Source organism: Photobacterium sp. Ph5, from assembly GCF_022129445.1.
Classification (GTDB): domain Bacteria; phylum Pseudomonadota; class Gammaproteobacteria; order Enterobacterales; family Vibrionaceae; genus Photobacterium.
In genome coordinates this window covers 1-16632 of record NZ_JADQAQ010000042.1, presented here as the reverse complement: position 1 = coordinate 16632, position 16632 = coordinate 1, and the positions used below count along the sequence as shown (strand labels likewise).

Genomic DNA, 16632 nt, shown 5'->3' with positions numbered 1-16632 from the left:
TTGTTATTTGGCTGATTTTTCGCCGAAGAACTCTACCAAGTATTGAGCTTGGTAACAATATAGATTACTACTAAACAAAACATATCAGAATTTACTCGCTGAGAAAATTTCCTTTCATCTTAAGACGTGATCTATAAACCGATTCATTACATTTTTCTGAAAGAGAAGATAGCGATAAACGTGATAACACAGTTACAATAAAGATTGGCACTTTTTTACTGCCAACAAAGAGGATTGGATATTGGAATTTTTATTTGATTATGGACTATTTTTCGCCAAAATCGCGACAGTGGTTGTTGCGATTGTTGGTGTATTGGTATTAGTAAAAGCATTGAATGGTCGTCATGGTTCACAAAAAGGTGAACTGGAAGTGAGCGATCTGACAGAACAATACAAAGACACAGTGAACCAACTTGAATCTCACTTATTTGATAAAGCGTTGTTAAAAGCACGTGATAAAGCTGATAAGAAATCAGAGAAAGAAAAAGATAAAGCACGTCAACAAGAAGTGAAACAAGCGGCTAAAAATGGCAGCTTAGAAACATCACGTGATCCTCGCTTATTTGTAGTGGATTTCCATGGCAGTATTGATGCGCGTGAAGTCTCGTCATTACGTGAAGAAATCACCGCAATCTTGGCGGTTGCTATTGAAGGTGATGAAGTCCTACTACGCTTAGAAACCGGCGGCGGTATGGTACATGGTTATGGATTGGCATCATCTCAACTTGATCGTTTAAAAGCGGCAGGTATTAAGCTGACTATTGCAGTTGATAAAGTAGCAGCAAGTGGTGGTTATATGATGGCATGTGTTGCTGATAAAATTGTTTCAGCACCGTTTGCAATTGTTGGCTCAATTGGCGTGATTGCTCAATTACCTAACTTTAATAAGGTATTGAAAAAGAACGATATCGACTACGAGCAAATTACAGCTGGTGAGTTTAAGCGTACATTAACCATGTTTGGTGAAAATACCGATAAAGCTCGTGAAAAATTCCAGATGGAAATCGAAGAAACTCATGGCTTATTTAAGAACTTTATTGCAGCTCACCGTCCAGATCTTGATCTTGAAAAAGTGGCGACGGGCGAGCATTGGTTTGGTCAACAAGCGTTTGAATTAGGTTTAGTTGATCAGATTTCAACCAGTGATGATTTGATCACCGAAGCATGTAAAGACCGTGAAGTACTTAAAGTAAAATACGTACGTCGTAAGAAGCTTGCTGAGAAACTAGCAGGAGCATCAAGCGAAGCTGCGGATAGTTTACTGATGAAGTGGGTTGCGCGTGGTCAGCGTCCATTTATGTAAACATAATTTATATGTGTTTAAAAAACCCGCTTGAATGCGGGTTTTTTTATTCTCATCAGTTTAGCTTGCTAGCGTAAACTCAGGAGAAAGCTTGTGTGCAAGCATCTTGAACATATTGAAAACAGCAGTGGTGTTTGGTGTTGGTAATCCTTCATCATCAAGGAAATATTCCCCTTTGAAAATTAGTACACCATCGCGCTCTTCGACAGAAGTAGCACGCATCCCATCAATATAAGACTCTTGATCTTGAATGATTTGGTTAGCAATCATTAGTAAATCAGTCGATGAAATTGGGTTTTTATCACTCATAGTAAAGTCTCAAACAATCTAATAGCCTGCATAGTCTATTTAACTTAATTGAATAAAACAAATAAACAAAATCACAGGATGTTTATTATTTAATCAATATTAAGGCGTGTTTTGTTTTAATACCCTTAATTATGTGACCAAAGACATAAAATTTTTTTTTACGCTAGTCAGCGATATTAGATAAATGGTAATGATCTGCACAAATTCATGCTCAATTTATTTTTTAGTAGTTTATTGCTTTTGTAAAACGACATAATTCATCTGCTAAATTGTTTTAAATCAAAGCTTTATCTCAGTCTTTGTCAGGCTGCATTCATCTTATACATTTTATTAACAATTGCGGAAGGTGCAACCAAACAGACAGATTTCGTTAAAAAGCAGTTGACCTTCTTGTATTCTAGCCCAATATGTAAATAGAATTTTACGTAGTGACAATGAAATTTTTCATTGCAAAAATGTTTGATTACGAAAAAGATCATAGGCAATCATATTAATTCACTGCTCCTATCTTTTTATGATTAGTGACTTAATGAGATTGGTTGAATGTTGCTGAATTACTCCGTAATACAGTAGCCATTTTTTATTTTTATATTTAGCGAGCACGAGGACGTAATAGAGTCATTATGGGTAAATCTCTCGTTATCGTGGAGTCCCCCGCCAAGGCTAAAACGATTAATAAGTACTTGGGTAAGGATTTCATTGTTAAGTCAAGTGTTGGTCACGTTCGTGATTTACCAACAGGTGCACGTAGTAATGGCAAGAAAGCCGCGGCAACATCGACCAAAGGGTTGAGTGTTGAAGAAAAAGCACGCATCAAGCAAGAAAAAGACCGTAAAGCACTGATCGGCAAAATGGGTGTTGACCCCTATGATGATTGGAATGCGCATTACGAAGTACTTCCGGGTAAAGAAAAAGTCGTTAATGAATTACAGAAACTAGCAGCAGACGCTGACTATGTTTATCTCGCAACCGATTTGGACCGCGAAGGAGAAGCCATTGCGTGGCACCTTCGTGAGATCATCGGTGGCGATGATGCACGCTATAAGCGCGTTGTGTTCAACGAAATTACGAAGAATGCAATTCAACAGGCGTTTGAAGAGCCTGGTGAACTTAATATTGATGGTGTAAACGCACAGCAAGCACGTCGTTTCTTAGACCGTGTTGTTGGCTTTATGGTTTCACCATTATTGTGGAAAAAAGTCGCTCGTGGTTTATCTGCGGGTCGTGTTCAGTCTGTAGCGGTAAAATTAATCGTTGAACGTGAACGCGAAATTAATGCTTTTGATCCTGAAGAGTTTTGGGATATCCACGCAGACACATTAACCGTCGGTAAAGACGCGTTACGTTTAATGGTGGCACAACAGGCGGGTAAAGCTTTCCGTCCTGTTAATGAAAAAGACACCATGGCTGCAAAAGCGTTACTTGAAAAAGCAGCGTTCGAAGTGATTGATCGTGAAGATCGACCAACTAGCAGCAAACCATCAGCGCCATACATTACCTCAACATTGCAACAAGCGGCGAGTACGCGCTTAGGTTACGGTGTTAAGCGTACTATGGGCTTAGCGCAACGTTTATACGAAGCGGGTCACATTACCTATATGCGTACCGACTCAACCAACCTTTCTAAAGAGGCGGTTGAATCAGCACGTGACTTTATTGGTAGTGAGTACGGCGATGAATATTTGCCAAAAACGGCTAATGTTTATGGTAGTAAGAAAAATGCTCAAGAAGCGCACGAAGCAATTCGTCCTTCTCACGTAGAAATGAAAGCTGAAAACCTAGAAGGTATGGAAGCTGATGCAGTTAAGTTATATGACTTAATTTGGCGTCAATTCGTATCATGTCAGATGGTGCCAGCGAAATACGATTCAAGCACGATTACCGTGAAAGCGGGTGACTTTAGCTTAAAAGCGAAAGGTCGTACGTTACGTTTTGCAGGTTGGACACTAGTACAGCGTCCATCAGGTAAAAATGAAGACACTACGCTGCCTATGGTTAACGTGGGAGACGTATTGAAGCTAGAACAACTCGAACCTAAGCAACACTTTACTAAGCCGCCAGCGCGCTTTACAGAAGCTGCATTGGTTAAAGAGCTAGAAAAGCGTGGTATTGGTCGTCCATCAACATACGCATCAATTATTTCAACGATTCAAGATCGTGGTTATGTGCGTGTTGATCAGCGCCGTTTTTACGCTGAGAAGATGGGTGAGATTGTTTCAGATCGCTTAGACGGTAGTTTCCCTGATTTGATGGATTTCGATTTTACTGCCCGTATGGAAGGTAACCTCGATAAAATCGCTGAAGGCGAGAAAAACTGGAAGAAAGTGCTTGATGAGTTCTTCTCTGATTTCACCACTGAGCTTGAAAAAGCTGAGCTTGATGAATCAGAAGGCGGCATGAAGCCTAACAATATCGTATTAACTGATATTGAATGTCCAACGTGTTCTCGCCCAATGGGGATTCGAACTGCATCAACGGGTGTATTCCTAGGTTGTTCTGGTTATGCACTGCCACCTAAAGAGCGTTGTAAAACAACGATCAACTTAGGTAGTGAAGAAGGCATTGTTAACGTACTTGAAGAAGACGTTGAAACGGCAGCATTACGTGCTAAGAAACGTTGTCCGATTTGTAGTACTGCAATGGACGCCTACCTGATCGACAAAGATCGTAAACTACACGTTTGTGGTAATAACCCAAGCTGTGAAGGTTACATCGTTGAAAAAGGTGAGTTCAAGCTTAAAGGCTATGAAGGACCTGTTATCGAATGTGACAAGTGTGGTTCTGATATGGAACTGAAAAACGGTCGCTTCGGTAAGTATATGGGCTGTACTAACGAAAGCTGTAAGAACACCCGTAAGATCCTGAAAAATGGTGAAGTTGCGCCACCGAAAGAAGATCCAGTACATCTTCCAGAAATACCTTGTACGCAAGATACAGATGCTTACTTTGTACTTCGTGACGGCGCGTCTGGTTTGTTTATGGCGGCAAGTACCTTCCCTAAATCGCGTGAAACACGTGCGCCGTTAGTGGAAGAGCTAGTACGTTTTAAAGATCGCCTATCGCCTAAGTTTACTTACCTAACAGAAGCGCCAGTAGCCGATCCAGATGGTCTACCAACTGTGGTTCGTTTTGCTCGTAAGAGTAAAGAAAACTACGTGCGTTCTGAGATTGATGGTAAGCCTTCAGGTTGGACTGCACTTTACGTTGATGGTAAGTGGGAAATCACGGACAAACGTAAAAAGCCAAAGAAAGAGAAAGCTGAGAAGTAATTTCTTCGTTAACTTTCAAAGTTAAATAAAAAACCGCCATGAGCTAAGCTGATGGCGGTTTTTTGTCTTTGTATGATTGTTATTTACAAGGTGATATCAACATGGCGATTATCATGTCTACCTGCCGCAGTGCTGTTTGTCGCGATAGGGTGTTGTTCGCCATTTGACTGAATGTACAGTTTTGGTTGCTTAATACCTTTAGCTTGTAGCGCTAATGATGTTTGGTAAGCACGCTTTAGTCCTAGCATCTTGTTATAAACAGCACTGCCTGTGTTATCGGTATTGCCTGTCAATTGAAGCACATTAGGTTGCTGTTTTAACTGTTCAATAACCATGTTAATAATACGGCGAGATTCATCGCTAAGCACGCTGTTATCAAATTTGAAATACAAACGCGCGAGCAGTTTATTATCGGGTTTTATTGTCATTAAACCGTTAGTGGTTAAATATTCCATACAACTGTCAGGTAGTTGTGCTTGTTGACTCAGTTTAAGTAATTGCGTATAGATAGCAGGATCTGAGATTGGTTTGGCAATTAACATATAACCATCTTGATTGAGCGCCACTGCTGTCACGTTTTGTATTGTTTCAGTTTTAGTGATATTCATTTGTGGCGTTGCACAGTAACTGATCAGCTTGTTTTGAATGTCTGTACTGTTATTTGAAGCAACACTCAGTGACGAAAAAGCCATTAAAGTTAACGCTGTAAAAATATGTAAAGTGTTCATGGATATTTCCTAGTTTTGTCCATCAGAAAGTTTGGTGATGCCGGATGATTTTTGACCTTTTTGGATAATCGAATTAATTTTATTGATTAGAAGTGCTTTGTTATCTGCTTGATAAACATTTTTTTCACCAAAACAGTCTAATATCTCACTATGTTTTTTAGCGTTATATTGAATACCGATTGCCCCCATATGAAAATTTGGCTTGAAATAATCTTCGATATTTTTACATAGCCCTTTATCTGCTAAGGTTTTAAATGTCTTTTCAAAAGGTGCATCATCACCATCAGAAAGTAGTATCATTATTTTTAATCGATTGTTTTTCTTGCTACCAGGTTCTCCTTTTAGTATTTGAGAACCTCTTAATATTCCTTGATAAATAGATGTAAAACCACCATATTCCATGCTGTTTATACTATCCATAAATTCATAATGAGAATAATGCTTTAGTTTCAATGTGTAAAAGTTATTTTTGCAGAGTAATCTGTCGAATAGGTTATTATATTCATAGTCTTTTATTTCTCTATATTCGGTTGTTTTTATATCAATAGTTTTATCTATATCTATATATTCATAAGGGTCAGGGTATTTTTCATAAAATCCAACTTTTCTTTTTATATAATTAATGGCTTTTTCACTTTCAGAAAGTCTATCTATTATGTTTTGTGATATGTCTATTATGCCTTTAATTATAAAATTCATGTTTTCATAATCATCTAGCATTATGTTAATGTAAAACTTTTCATTTCTGTTTGTCTTAATTTCATTTTTTGATTTATCTAAAACATCAAGTATAGTATTAATGTTTTTTTGGTCTTCTGTATAGGGAACTCTGAAATATTTATCTTTGTATTCTATCTTATAACCACCGTCATATATATATAAACTATATGGTTCTATCTTTTCACATTTTCTACCAAATAAGCCAAATTTTATTTTTGATGTTAAATTTTCACTTATACATTTATTATTACTGTTACTTAAGCAACAGTAATTTTTTTTCATTATTAATTTAGGTTTTAATAGTAGTTTTAATTCATTTTCATTATAATTGAAATAATATTTATCATTTATTTTATAGTTATAATCTATATTGTTATATGAATTATAGTTATTATCATATTTGTATTTATAGTGTTCTTTATATGCAAGACTTGTTGCACAAGAATGATGTTTATTATTATCTAACTCTTGTGTTCTCATATCGAAAGGAACAAAGGCAATTCTGTTACTTTTGTTAGCAAGAATTTTCTCTGAAATCTCATTTACAGCATCTTTTAATGTTTCTAATTTACCGTTATGACGCATAGAACCAGAAAAGTCAGCGACGAGTACTAAGTCAATATCTCTTGGATTTGAGAGAGCAGAATCATTCCTCGCTAATGCACTTTCACTGATTGATTGTATTTTTTTAAAGCTAGGGATTAATGTACTGTTGAACCAAGATTGATGTTCAGTATTAACATTAACGTTATATTGGTAATAGTTTTCAGTGACACTTGGCTGAATACTAATATCTTCATTTTTGATGTTACGAACGTAGCTATTAATGTAGTTTTTAGCTAAAACACTGTCTGTAATTTTTGTTGTGTTTGGGTCGCTTAACACATTCACATCTAACTGATTTGGATTTTGATCTGTAACCGCAATCGCTGCCGCTTCTGAAGCATCAGCTAGACGTGTTTTTTTCTGAATATAGCGTGTACCTTCGAGTGCAAAGAAAACACAGCCAAACAGTGGAATAAGAATTAAGACTAAAATAATAGCCGCGACACCTTGTTGTTTTTTCATATTATCTACCCGGCATAACGGACGTGGATTGAATCATGAATTCAGTTGAACCATGAGTGAATTTACCAAACCAAGAATGGTACTTTTCGCAAAGCGTGACTTGATAAACTGGCGTGCGAACCGTGTTATTAGGGTCATTGCTATTTACCGGAATCAGTGCTTTATTAAATGGACTATGCTTGCAAGTAACATTGTTAGGCAAAGCAATAGTGTTAATATTCAGTTTTTCATTACCATCAAAGGCATCAATAACTAAGCCAAACTCATTATTTCCTAATAATTTTGTAGCCACTGCATTGAGTGATTGTGAATCGCTGTTAATTGAACGATTGCCGTTATAAAAACGGGTTCTTTCTTTTAATACGTTTACTAAGGAGTAACTTACGCGATCTAATTTAGTTCGGGTAAATAATTGCATGGCAATATCTGCTGTAAATAATGTGAGTAAGCACAAAAACATCAGTACAAAGGCAAGTTCAATAATGAAGCTGCCTTGTTGCTTATTTAAGGATTTCATTATTACCAGCCTTGGTATTCGTTTTGTATTAAAATACTGCGAGATATTTTTCTTTCCGCAACACCATTGAAGATAAACATTGGATGGTAATTGTATGTCAAAGTATAAAAAATCAAGTTGGCGTTATCACAGTTTGTGACAACATTACTGGTTATATCCGAAATGTTTCTGTAACACTGCATTGTAGTATTAATATCATTTCTGTTTATTAAAAGAACATTCCAAAGCCTATTGCTATTAATAACGGCGTAGCTATTTTTTCCATCAGATTTACTTTGATGTATACGGCTATCACGGGCTGATTCAGTGATTGCAATATCGACAAGATTATTGATATAGATAAATCGAGTAAGTTCAAATACAGCAAATATCATCATAAAAAGCACAATAGAGCTCATCGCAAACTCAATGCTTACCGAGCCATTTTGTTTTTTGTGTTTCATTATAAACCTAAGCTTTTTGGCTCTTTAGGGCACTTAATAATTGTATTGTTTCAGCTTGAGAGTAATGTGTAAGTAGTATTTCTCTTGCCTGTATTTCATGATCGGTTCGAATTAGCGCAATAGCTAAGTTAAATGCAATGGTTTTATTTTTAGGATCATTTAAGTAAACAGGGGAGAGAATATCTACCGCTTGCTGATTTTTATTTTGTGCAATTTTTAGTGTCGCAAGGTTATTCTTGATGATATTTTCATCATAACCATGTAGGCGAGCTTGGTTAAATGCGGATTCTGCTTGTTGATATTTATTTAGATAACCATAAGCAATACCTTGATTGATGAATACTTCAGGGTTATTGATATTACGTTTTATCGCGAGGTTATAATTTTTAATCGCAGAGCGATATTGCTCTGACACCATATTAATATTTGCTGAAATATAGAAATACTCAGCGTTTTGTAAGCGTGGTGAATTAAGTTGTGAAATATAAAACTGAGCTGATTCTATATCACCTAAATGGCAATAAGCATCAGCCAGTTTTAGCATAATTTTCGGATTATTAGGTTTTGTTGCTAACTGTTTTCGATAGTGAGCTACAATACCGTGATAGTTGCCAACTTTTTCTAAGTTAGTAATGGATGCGGTATGATTTTCAGGTGCAGAAACGCAACCTGTTAATGTAACAAGCAGTAGTAAAGTAATAATGAAACGCATGGTTATCCTAGAATAGTTACCCTAAATCTAAAGTCATTTGCATCATGCCCGGTGCCAAAATCAAAATAACAATGGGGAACATGATAAATAAAATAAGTGGCACACTCATTTGTGCGGCAAGCTTGCCGATTTTTTCTTCAATACTCAGCACTTGGCTTTTACGCATATCTTCTGAAAGATCACTTAAAACAGTCGCGATAGATGTACCGTATTGCAGGTTTTGAATCAGTGTTAAAGCAAAGCTACGTATTTCAGGTGTGGGTATTTGAACACATAAGTCATTTAATGCTTTTTCTAAGCCTTTAATTTTCGCAGTATCAGAGGCTTTTTTAATGTAAAAGCAGAGATACTTATCAAATGATTTTAACTCTACGCTTAAGTAAGCAAGGGCTGATTCCATTGTCATGCCTGTTTGAATACAAACCGCCATCATATCGAGCATGTATGGCAGTTGATGTGATACGCGATAAGTGATTGCTTTCTTTCTAATACTCAAAAGTGTGTCCGGTAAAACGAGTAATATGATCAAAGCGATAGAACCAATTAACACTTTATTTTTAAGAATGATAGGCGAAATAAAAAGCCCCATACCAACCAATAAAACCACCACTAGTTTGAGAGGATGGAAGTATTTAGGCCAGTTGCGGTTATAAAACCCTGCATCAATAAATTGTTGTTCTAACTCAGCTTGGTTTTTAGGTGTTAAGTACGCAATAACAGTATCTAGCTTGGTGTGCCTTTTTCTCTGTTGGTAGTTTAGGTAACGATTAACCTTTATCTGTCGTTCCTTACGACGAAACCATTCAGAGATCCCCCAAGCAATAGCAAGGCTTAAACCCAGTAAGAGAATAATAAGATGCTCAATCATTTTACTCTCCGGATCAGTAACCAAATTATTGACATACCAATGGCTTCACTACCTACTACGTAGTACAAAATTACGCGCCCTTTAGGATCAGTAAAAACAAACTCAAGGTTTGCAGGATTCATGTAATACATAATCACCATAAAGATGAAGGGTAAAGCCCCTACAATTTTGGCGGATAGACGCGCTTCAGAGGTTAGTGCGTCTTTCTTTTTTTCCAGTGTGCGAGAGTCAACCAATACGCGAATTAACCTCGCCATGACCGCTTTTAACTGACCGCCGCGAGACATATTGGCGCGAATTGTAACGACGAAAAATAAAAAAGCAGGGTAGGGGTAGTGCCGACAAGCACGGTTAAATACCTGCTCTGGTGGTTCACCTAATTTTAGGCGTTCACCCATGTCTTTAAACTCATGTCCCACTTTATTGTTAAGCGTTCTTCCCACATAACTGATAGATTGCATGATGCTTTCACCTGCAGTGATTGCGCTCATCATAATGTTTAATGCATCGGGAAAGTTTTGCTCAAACTCTTGTCTACGCTTTTTCAGTAGCCATGACCAAGCCCATAAACAACCGAGAATTGGAAATAACATTGGTAGCCAAAGCGTATGAATTTCGAGCAATATATCATTGGTATAAACACCAACAGCAATCATCACAACAATGAATCCTGTTATCTTCAAACCAGAGCGTTGCCCCAACATTTCAATAGCTGGCATTAACGCGCGTAAGATTTTTTTCCAAAGCTTCATTTTGTGCAATGAAGCCAGGTTAATGGCTTCTAATGCTGGGATATTGCTGCTTGTTTGTTTTTGTAAGAAATGTGTTTTTAGATCAGCGTTATTTCTTCTTGCTAGAAATAAGCAAAGCAAACCAATGCCAACCAATATTGAATAGAAGATCATTACTCACCTCGGAACGCTTGCAGTAGTTCTTGCTGTAAGCCGTAATAGGCGGCACGCTGCATTAAGATAGAACGTTGCATAACGCCTTGGGTGACAAAGTCACCTTGCACTTTAGTGCTATCTTGGTTCATCGATGGCTGGAATTTATATAGTTCTTCCAATACAACGTTTTGACCTTCTAAGCCAATGACTTCAGTAATACTGGTGATTTTTCGAGAGCCGTCTCGTTGACGGTTTACCTGAATGATCAAGTGAACAGCACTGACAATTGTGCGGCGAATGGCTTCAATTGGCTGATTGAGACTTGCCATCATCACCATAGATTCAACACGAGAAACCGCATCTCTTGGTGTATTAGCATGCAACGTAGACATTGAACCATCGTGGCCTGTGTTCATTGCTTGCAGCATTTCAAATGCCTCTGCGCCACGACACTCACCAAGGATGATCCGATCTGGGCGCATACGCAGGGTGTTAATCACGAGATTACGTTGATTAATTTCACCGGTATTTTCAACGCTGGCAACACGGGTTTCTAAACGTACAACATGGGGTTGCTGTAAACGCAGTTCAGCCGCATCTTCAATCGTGATAATGCGTTCATCTTCACTAATGAAGTTTGAAAGCGCATTAAGCAAGGTTGTTTTACCTGAGCCTGTACCACCAGAGATCAAAATATTGAGTCGACAGCGTGCTGCAATCATTAAGATTTGTGCCATTTCAGCTGTTAGTGAGCCGAATCGGACAAGATCGGGTAACCCAATACTTTGTTCGCGAAATTTACGAATGGAAATTGAGGTACCATCAATCGCAATCGGACTAATGACGATATTGACACGGCTACCATCTTCTAAACGTGCATCTACCATTGGCGATGATTCATCGACACGGCGACCAACACGTGACGCAATACGCTGTGCAATATCCAGTAATTGTGCTTCATTCACAAACACAATGTCCGATGGCTGCATAATGCCGTTACGCTCAAAGAAAATGCTATTAGCGCCATTTACCATGATGTCGGTGATCGAGTCATCATCTAATAGTGGTTGTAATGGACCTAAGCCAATCAGCTCATCCACTAAATTTTTCACCAACAGTTGGCGTAACATTGACGGCACAGGACGGTGATAGTTATCCGCTAACACTTCTACTGCACTTTGTATTTGTCGTAATAGCTCATCTTTTGGCATCGCAATAATGGCTTGTGCATCCAAGACTTCAAAGATTTGCTGTCGAATCGACAAATAGAGTTCTTTATTATTATTCATCGTTTAAACATCGCTTTGAACTTATGGAATGGCGACACGGCGAGGTGATGATTTTTACCTTTAATTTTTAATGCCAATTGGCAGATAGCACCGGTTGTTGGATCTTCTTGTTGATAGATCCTTTTTCCCTCTAACAATTGTGTTGCAAGGGTTTTGTTATAAGGCAAAACAACATCAATGGCATTTTCCAAATAGGTTTCAATTTCAGGTTGAGTTAATGAAAAAGCCCCCGCAGGACGATGAATATTTAAAAAGAGCAATACACGACAATCACCCAGAGCACTCACTTGTTGCAAGTAAGTTTGAGCTGTACGTACTGATGAGATTGTTGGCTCTATGACCAGTACAAGAATGTCATTTTTGTCTGCGATAGCATCAAGCTGAAACTCGTAGTCGATAGAGCTTGAGTAATCATCAACGATGAAATTAGCATGGCGGATCAACAGATCGGCGATGTTATTGGTGTATAACACCAGTTTCTCAATGCTTTGATTACCTTCAAGCGCTAACACTTTTAAGTTGTTATTGATTTTAATGAGATAATCATTAGCGCTGTTTTCATCCATATCATGCAATTGATATTCAAGATTACTGGCATCATGTTTTTGGTATTTCTTTAAACCTAAAATGATATCGATATTACTTGCACGATATTGGCGATCAATCAGTACTGTCTCCGCCCCTTTATTGGCTAAGTAAGAAGAAAGCTCACTGGCAATTAAGCTATTGCCGACACCGCCTTTTGTACCAATAACGGCAACACGTTTTGCTTTACGGTTTTGGCTTACACCTGCAAATTGTTGTTGGTTTGTATGCACATTACGTAAGAAGTCGATGAATTCTTGCTTAGTAACAGGCCAAAATAGATAGTAGAAGCCCATTTCTTTTAAGCTTCGTAGGGTAGTAATGGCGTCTTCTTTACCGATCACTACCACGCCTTTGTGGTTAGGAATGCGATTGGCAAAATTTTTGGCATCTTCAACCACATTGGATGATTGGTTTAGCTCGACGATCACAATGCTTTGTAAATCGTTAGCATCGATTGGCTCATCCGTAGCAGACAACTTGGTACATGTTGGTGTGTTCCAGCCTTCAAAGCTGAAAACTTCATTGATCAACTCAACACATGCTTCTGTCTGGAAGAAAACACTACATCCTGCTGGGGTATTATTTTCAGCAGGGGAAGTAACTTTATTTACCAGTGACTTTGATAAATTAAACATATTATCCCTCGGCGCTTGAATACAGATGCTCAGGGTGGCTAAGTTGCTTTAAACGCAAGCTATCAACATAACAACCAATTTGCTGAGTGGTACGGCCAATCATTTCTACGGCACAATGTTGGGTTTTCAGACCAAAAGAGGCATGAGTAATAACCAGATCATGTGTTAATCCGTGTGCTGACTTGATGTCGATATGAGAGGGTGCAACCCCTTGTTTCACTAGTCTAACTTTTACCTGCTTGGCGAATGCTTTTGCTTTCGCTGTTTTACAGTTTATCGTCACTCTATTCGAGGCATTGCGACTCAGTGAGGGAGTCACAGTGTGAGTGATTTGACTCACTAACTGCGCGTTATCACCACGTTTAATATCGAATGTATAGTGGTTAGTTTTCTCGTAAATGGCAGCGTGAACACCTGTGGCATGATCTGTTGAACAGGCAATCGTCATCACACTCATAATTAATAAAATAACAAGACGCATCATTGAATAAATCCTGCTTTATTTAAGAAATCGGCAGTCACGGTATCTTGCTGTTCTTTATCTGGACGGTGTACATAGACATTGAATAAACGACGGATTGAGTTCGTTTTCTGAATATGTGGTAAACGGATTTCAGTGGTTTCCATTGGATGAACCAAGTTAACAGTCGCAATGATGACTAACTCCGTTTTCGCGCGGCGTGTAGAAACGCTACGAAACGCACCACCAACCACAGGAATATCACCAAGCAGCGGTACTTTGGATGTATTTTCTTGATCGTCTTTACTCATTAAACCACCGAGCATAAAGCTTTGACCGTCAGCCAGTTGTACCGTAGTTTCTGCTTTTCGTGTGATCATCTGAGGGATTTCAATACCCGCACTTTTTACCATTTTATCGACAGCACTCACTTCAGGAGCAAGCTTGAGTTTGATCTTATGATCGTCTAGTACCTTCGCACTTAAATTTAAGCTAATACCGTATTGTTTAAAGCTAATCGAGGTTTGGCTGTTATCGTGAGTCACCATAGGGATCTCACCACCAACGAGAAATTTTGCAGATTCGCCAGAAAGCACGGTTAGGTTAGGCTCGGCTAATACTTCGGCAATACTGTCGTTAGCAATGGCAGTGATCACAGAGCTTAGGTCGTTAAATTTGTATTGGAAAAGTTTGAAAGACTTAAGACCTGAACCAATAGACGGCCAATCTACACCAATGGTTTCATTGAACTCTTTGGTGACTTGCGCAACGGTAATTTTGACATTGACTTGCTGGGCTTCAGCCACCGTAATCCCATTGATAATGCCATCCCAATGAGGCGTACTCAGCGCATCGGACGTCGCTGCTGGATTGTTATTTCGATTTAATAACGAGCCGATCAAGTGATAGATTTCATTGCGTTGTTCGGCAGTATCGACTTGACCACGAACCGCCACTTGATTCCCCACAGCGGTAAGCGTTAAGGAGAATTGCGGATAACTCTGTGCTAGTTGGCGACGGATCTTCGTTAAGTCAACGTTAACGATAATGCGTTGTGACAGTAGAACTTGATTATCAACGTTATAAACAATCAGCGTAGTTTCACCAATTTGATTGGCGAAAAGCACAAGTTGCTGTGGGTCGATGATCTTGTAATCAGCTATTTCTGGCGAGCTGATAAAAACAGTGCCGATTTCGTCATTGAAACGTAAGTTTTTAGCACTATTAAGGTGCATGACACGTTCACTGGCTTCACTTGTTACGCTAAACATGACAAGTAACGTCGGCAGCATCATCTGTAGTAAAAGGTTTTTACAAAAAGTGAAAAAGGGATGCATGGTGAGTTGTCCTTGCGTTAACCGCGAAGTTCCGTCACACCGTTATAACCACGGATGACATCGTTAATTTGGATATTGGGTGTACGACGGTATTGCTGGCTACGGTAGATCTCTAAGTACATAGTGCGTTGTGCTAACGCGAGCTTTGCCAGATCGTCAGGATGCACTTCAATAACAATCGTTATTTGTGCCGCTTTTGCAGTACTGACTTCAGGATCAATCGCGCTATTGCTATTTTGAATCGATAACACATGCACATGCTGCATGAACAGATTGGCTTGTACTTTAGAAAAACTATTAATACGTGTGGTTGCACTAGCAAGGTTGGTTTCCGGAGAGCTGATTGCCATGATGTCGATAAAATCACCCGGTTGGATGTAATTATCGATCAGGTTATTAGTATTAATGGTGAGAGGATAAAGCGTCATACCTTCACGGGTGATCAGTGTTAAATAGCCCGCTTGTTTCGGCGTGACTTGATTTTCAGGTAGTACTAAATCACCACTTTTGATAGCGGTGTTGAGTAACGTGGTTGAATTAAAATCAAGCGTGATATCTTTATTGATTCCGTTGTTATGTGCTTCTTTCTCAGTCATTAATTCACGAGTAACGTCATTAGCACTAATAGCTTGACCTTTATTTAAGGTGTGTTTCGCCCGCCACACGGTATAAGTGACTGTTGGTTTTTCAGGAACAACTGGCGTTGAAGTTGCCGTCGCTGGCGGTGGTTTTGCTAAATAGTTATTGGCAACGCCAAATAACCCTGCAAACACCGCGATAAAGGCAACAAAAAAAAGAATTTTTGAATTCATTATATTTTCTATGGGTGTTTAAAATAAATAAACGCCAAACAATAAAGACACTGTTTAGCGTTTATTTTGAAAACGTTTAATTAACTGGCATTCATTAATATAGGTATAAAAAAACCAAGCCCTATGGCAACGCCATAAGGTAAACCGGGATCTTGCTTTATTTTATTACACAGTATTAGCCGATATTTAATGAAATAAATAATAGCTAATACACCACCTATGATTGCCGTTAAAAATAACGCGATATTAAGTTGTTGCCACGGAATGGCTAATGCCAATGCAGCCGCAAATTTTCCGTCACCAGCCCCCATGATGTTGAGATAAAATAACACCATCGAGCCAAGTAATACCACACTACTACTGAGTAAACTTGATGCTAAATAATGCTGTTGATAAGCGAATATCAAACAAAAAATAGCGGTAAGTAAACAAAGTATATTGGGTATTTTTCGGTATTTAATATCATTAAAAAAAACAATTATAATTAATAGTATAAGAATAAAAATAGTAATTGCTTATTAGTAATTAGTTACCAACCTCTGTACTTACTGAGCTTGAAATTGATGAAAGTTGTGAGCCTAAATTTTTGTAACCATCAGCTAATTTATGTGTAAAACCGTCATCTTTAGCGAACCTGATTACCACCGAGACTCAGCTAAGGTTAATAACTTCTCTGGCATCGGTGGT

16 protein-coding genes are annotated in these 16632 nt (G+C 38.4%); 2 read left to right on the top strand and 14 right to left on the bottom strand.

The window, feature by feature from the left end:
- Window positions 1-241 precede the first annotated feature (241 nt).
- Window positions 242-1303, top strand: a complete 1062-nt coding sequence (gene sohB / locus I3259_RS15300) for a protease SohB (RefSeq protein WP_238030416.1) — start codon at window positions 242-244, stop codon at window positions 1301-1303.
- A 60-nt stretch (window positions 1304-1363) separates the two neighbouring features.
- Here the strand turns inward: sohB and I3259_RS15295 are convergent, their stop codons facing one another.
- The gene (locus I3259_RS15295) at window positions 1364-1612 is read right to left on the bottom strand and encodes a YciN family protein (RefSeq protein WP_238030414.1); all 249 of its coding nucleotides are present in this window, start codon (window positions 1610-1612) and stop codon (window positions 1364-1366) included.
- A gap of 623 nt (window positions 1613-2235) precedes the next feature.
- Between I3259_RS15295 and topA the strand changes: the two genes are divergently transcribed.
- On the top strand, window positions 2236-4881 hold the full coding sequence (gene topA, locus I3259_RS15290; RefSeq protein WP_238030413.1) for a type I DNA topoisomerase: 2646 nt from the start codon (window positions 2236-2238) through the stop codon (window positions 4879-4881).
- Window positions 4882-4964: 83 nt separating this feature from the next.
- Here the strand turns inward: topA and I3259_RS15285 are convergent, their stop codons facing one another.
- The 13 genes from I3259_RS15285 to I3259_RS15225 form a co-directional block, all read right to left on the bottom strand.
- The gene (locus I3259_RS15285) at window positions 4965-5609 is read right to left on the bottom strand and encodes an OmpA family protein (protein ID WP_238030412.1); all 645 of its coding nucleotides are present in this window, start codon (window positions 5607-5609) and stop codon (window positions 4965-4967) included.
- 9 nt (window positions 5610-5618) lie between these two features.
- Entirely contained in the window at window positions 5619-7397 is a 1779-nt protein-coding gene (locus tag I3259_RS15280) for a pilus assembly protein TadG-related protein (protein WP_238030411.1), read from the bottom strand.
- A gap of 1 nt (window position 7398) precedes the next feature.
- Entirely contained in the window at window positions 7399-7914 is a 516-nt protein-coding gene (tadF, locus tag I3259_RS15275; protein WP_238030410.1) for a tight adherence pilus pseudopilin TadF, read from the bottom strand.
- A gap of 2 nt (window positions 7915-7916) precedes the next feature.
- Window positions 7917-8357, bottom strand: coding sequence for a TadE/TadG family type IV pilus assembly protein (locus I3259_RS15270; protein ID WP_238030409.1), 441 nt, complete (start codon window positions 8355-8357; stop codon window positions 7917-7919).
- Between the two features lie 7 nt (window positions 8358-8364).
- A complete protein-coding gene (locus tag I3259_RS15265) occupies window positions 8365-9069 on the bottom strand; it encodes a tetratricopeptide repeat protein (RefSeq protein ID WP_238030408.1) in 705 nt (234 codons plus the stop codon).
- 16 nt (window positions 9070-9085) lie between these two features.
- On the bottom strand, window positions 9086-9937 hold the full coding sequence (locus tag I3259_RS15260; protein WP_238030407.1) for a type II secretion system F family protein: 852 nt from the start codon (window positions 9935-9937) through the stop codon (window positions 9086-9088).
- Complete coding sequence (locus I3259_RS15255; protein ID WP_238030406.1) at window positions 9934-10842, bottom strand: type II secretion system F family protein; 909 nt, start codon at window positions 10840-10842, stop codon at window positions 9934-9936. The genes I3259_RS15260 and I3259_RS15255 overlap by 4 nt, the downstream gene beginning before the upstream one ends.
- Complete coding sequence (locus I3259_RS15250; RefSeq protein ID WP_238030405.1) at window positions 10842-12113, bottom strand: CpaF family protein; 1272 nt, start codon at window positions 12111-12113, stop codon at window positions 10842-10844. The genes I3259_RS15255 and I3259_RS15250 overlap by 1 nt, the downstream gene beginning before the upstream one ends.
- On the bottom strand, window positions 12110-13336 hold the full coding sequence (locus tag I3259_RS15245; RefSeq protein WP_238030404.1) for a P-loop NTPase: 1227 nt from the start codon (window positions 13334-13336) through the stop codon (window positions 12110-12112). The genes I3259_RS15250 and I3259_RS15245 overlap by 4 nt, the downstream gene beginning before the upstream one ends.
- A gap of 1 nt (window position 13337) precedes the next feature.
- A complete protein-coding gene (locus I3259_RS15240) occupies window positions 13338-13820 on the bottom strand; it encodes a hypothetical protein (protein ID WP_238030403.1) in 483 nt (160 codons plus the stop codon).
- Window positions 13817-15133 (bottom strand): pilus assembly protein N-terminal domain-containing protein, encoded by a 1317-nt coding sequence (locus tag I3259_RS15235; RefSeq protein WP_238030402.1) that lies wholly within the window; start codon window positions 15131-15133, stop codon window positions 13817-13819. Before I3259_RS15235 ends, I3259_RS15240 begins: the two co-directional genes overlap by 4 nt.
- A gap of 17 nt (window positions 15134-15150) precedes the next feature.
- Window positions 15151-15945 carry a Flp pilus assembly protein CpaB gene (gene cpaB / locus I3259_RS15230; RefSeq protein WP_238030401.1) on the bottom strand — a complete coding sequence of 265 codons (795 nt, stop codon included), beginning with the start codon at window positions 15943-15945 and terminating at the stop codon, window positions 15151-15153.
- An 80-nt stretch (window positions 15946-16025) separates the two neighbouring features.
- A complete protein-coding gene (locus I3259_RS15225; protein ID WP_346769454.1) occupies window positions 16026-16439 on the bottom strand; it encodes a prepilin peptidase in 414 nt (137 codons plus the stop codon).
- Window positions 16440-16632: the final 193 nt, after the last annotated feature.

Coding starts and splice junctions, on each gene's coding strand:
- I3259_RS15295 (WP_238030414.1), bottom strand. CDS start 1,612: ATGAGTGATAAAAACCCAATTTCATCGACTGATTTACTAATGATTGCT.
- I3259_RS15240 (WP_238030403.1), bottom strand. CDS start 13,820: ATGATGCGTCTTGTTATTTTATTAATTATGAGTGTGATGACGATTGCC.
- I3259_RS15265 (WP_238030408.1), bottom strand. CDS start 9,069: ATGCGTTTCATTATTACTTTACTACTGCTTGTTACATTAACAGGTTGC.
- I3259_RS15245 (WP_238030404.1), bottom strand. CDS start 13,336: ATGTTTAATTTATCAAAGTCACTGGTAAATAAAGTTACTTCCCCTGCT.
- I3259_RS15250 (WP_238030405.1), bottom strand. CDS start 12,113: ATGAATAATAATAAAGAACTCTATTTGTCGATTCGACAGCAAATCTTT.
- I3259_RS15260 (WP_238030407.1), bottom strand. CDS start 9,937: ATGATTGAGCATCTTATTATTCTCTTACTGGGTTTAAGCCTTGCTATT.
- I3259_RS15280 (WP_238030411.1), bottom strand. CDS start 7,397: ATGAAAAAACAACAAGGTGTCGCGGCTATTATTTTAGTCTTAATTCTT.
- I3259_RS15270 (WP_238030409.1), bottom strand. CDS start 8,357: ATGAAACACAAAAAACAAAATGGCTCGGTAAGCATTGAGTTTGCGATG.
- I3259_RS15235 (WP_238030402.1), bottom strand. CDS start 15,133: ATGCATCCCTTTTTCACTTTTTGTAAAAACCTTTTACTACAGATGATG.
- I3259_RS15285 (WP_238030412.1), bottom strand. CDS start 5,609: ATGAACACTTTACATATTTTTACAGCGTTAACTTTAATGGCTTTTTCG.
- cpaB (WP_238030401.1), bottom strand. CDS start 15,945: ATGAATTCAAAAATTCTTTTTTTTGTTGCCTTTATCGCGGTGTTTGCA.
- topA (WP_238030413.1), top strand. CDS start 2,236: ATGGGTAAATCTCTCGTTATCGTGGAGTCCCCCGCCAAGGCTAAAACG.
- I3259_RS15255 (WP_238030406.1), bottom strand. CDS start 10,842: ATGATCTTCTATTCAATATTGGTTGGCATTGGTTTGCTTTGCTTATTT.
- tadF (WP_238030410.1), bottom strand. CDS start 7,914: ATGAAATCCTTAAATAAGCAACAAGGCAGCTTCATTATTGAACTTGCC.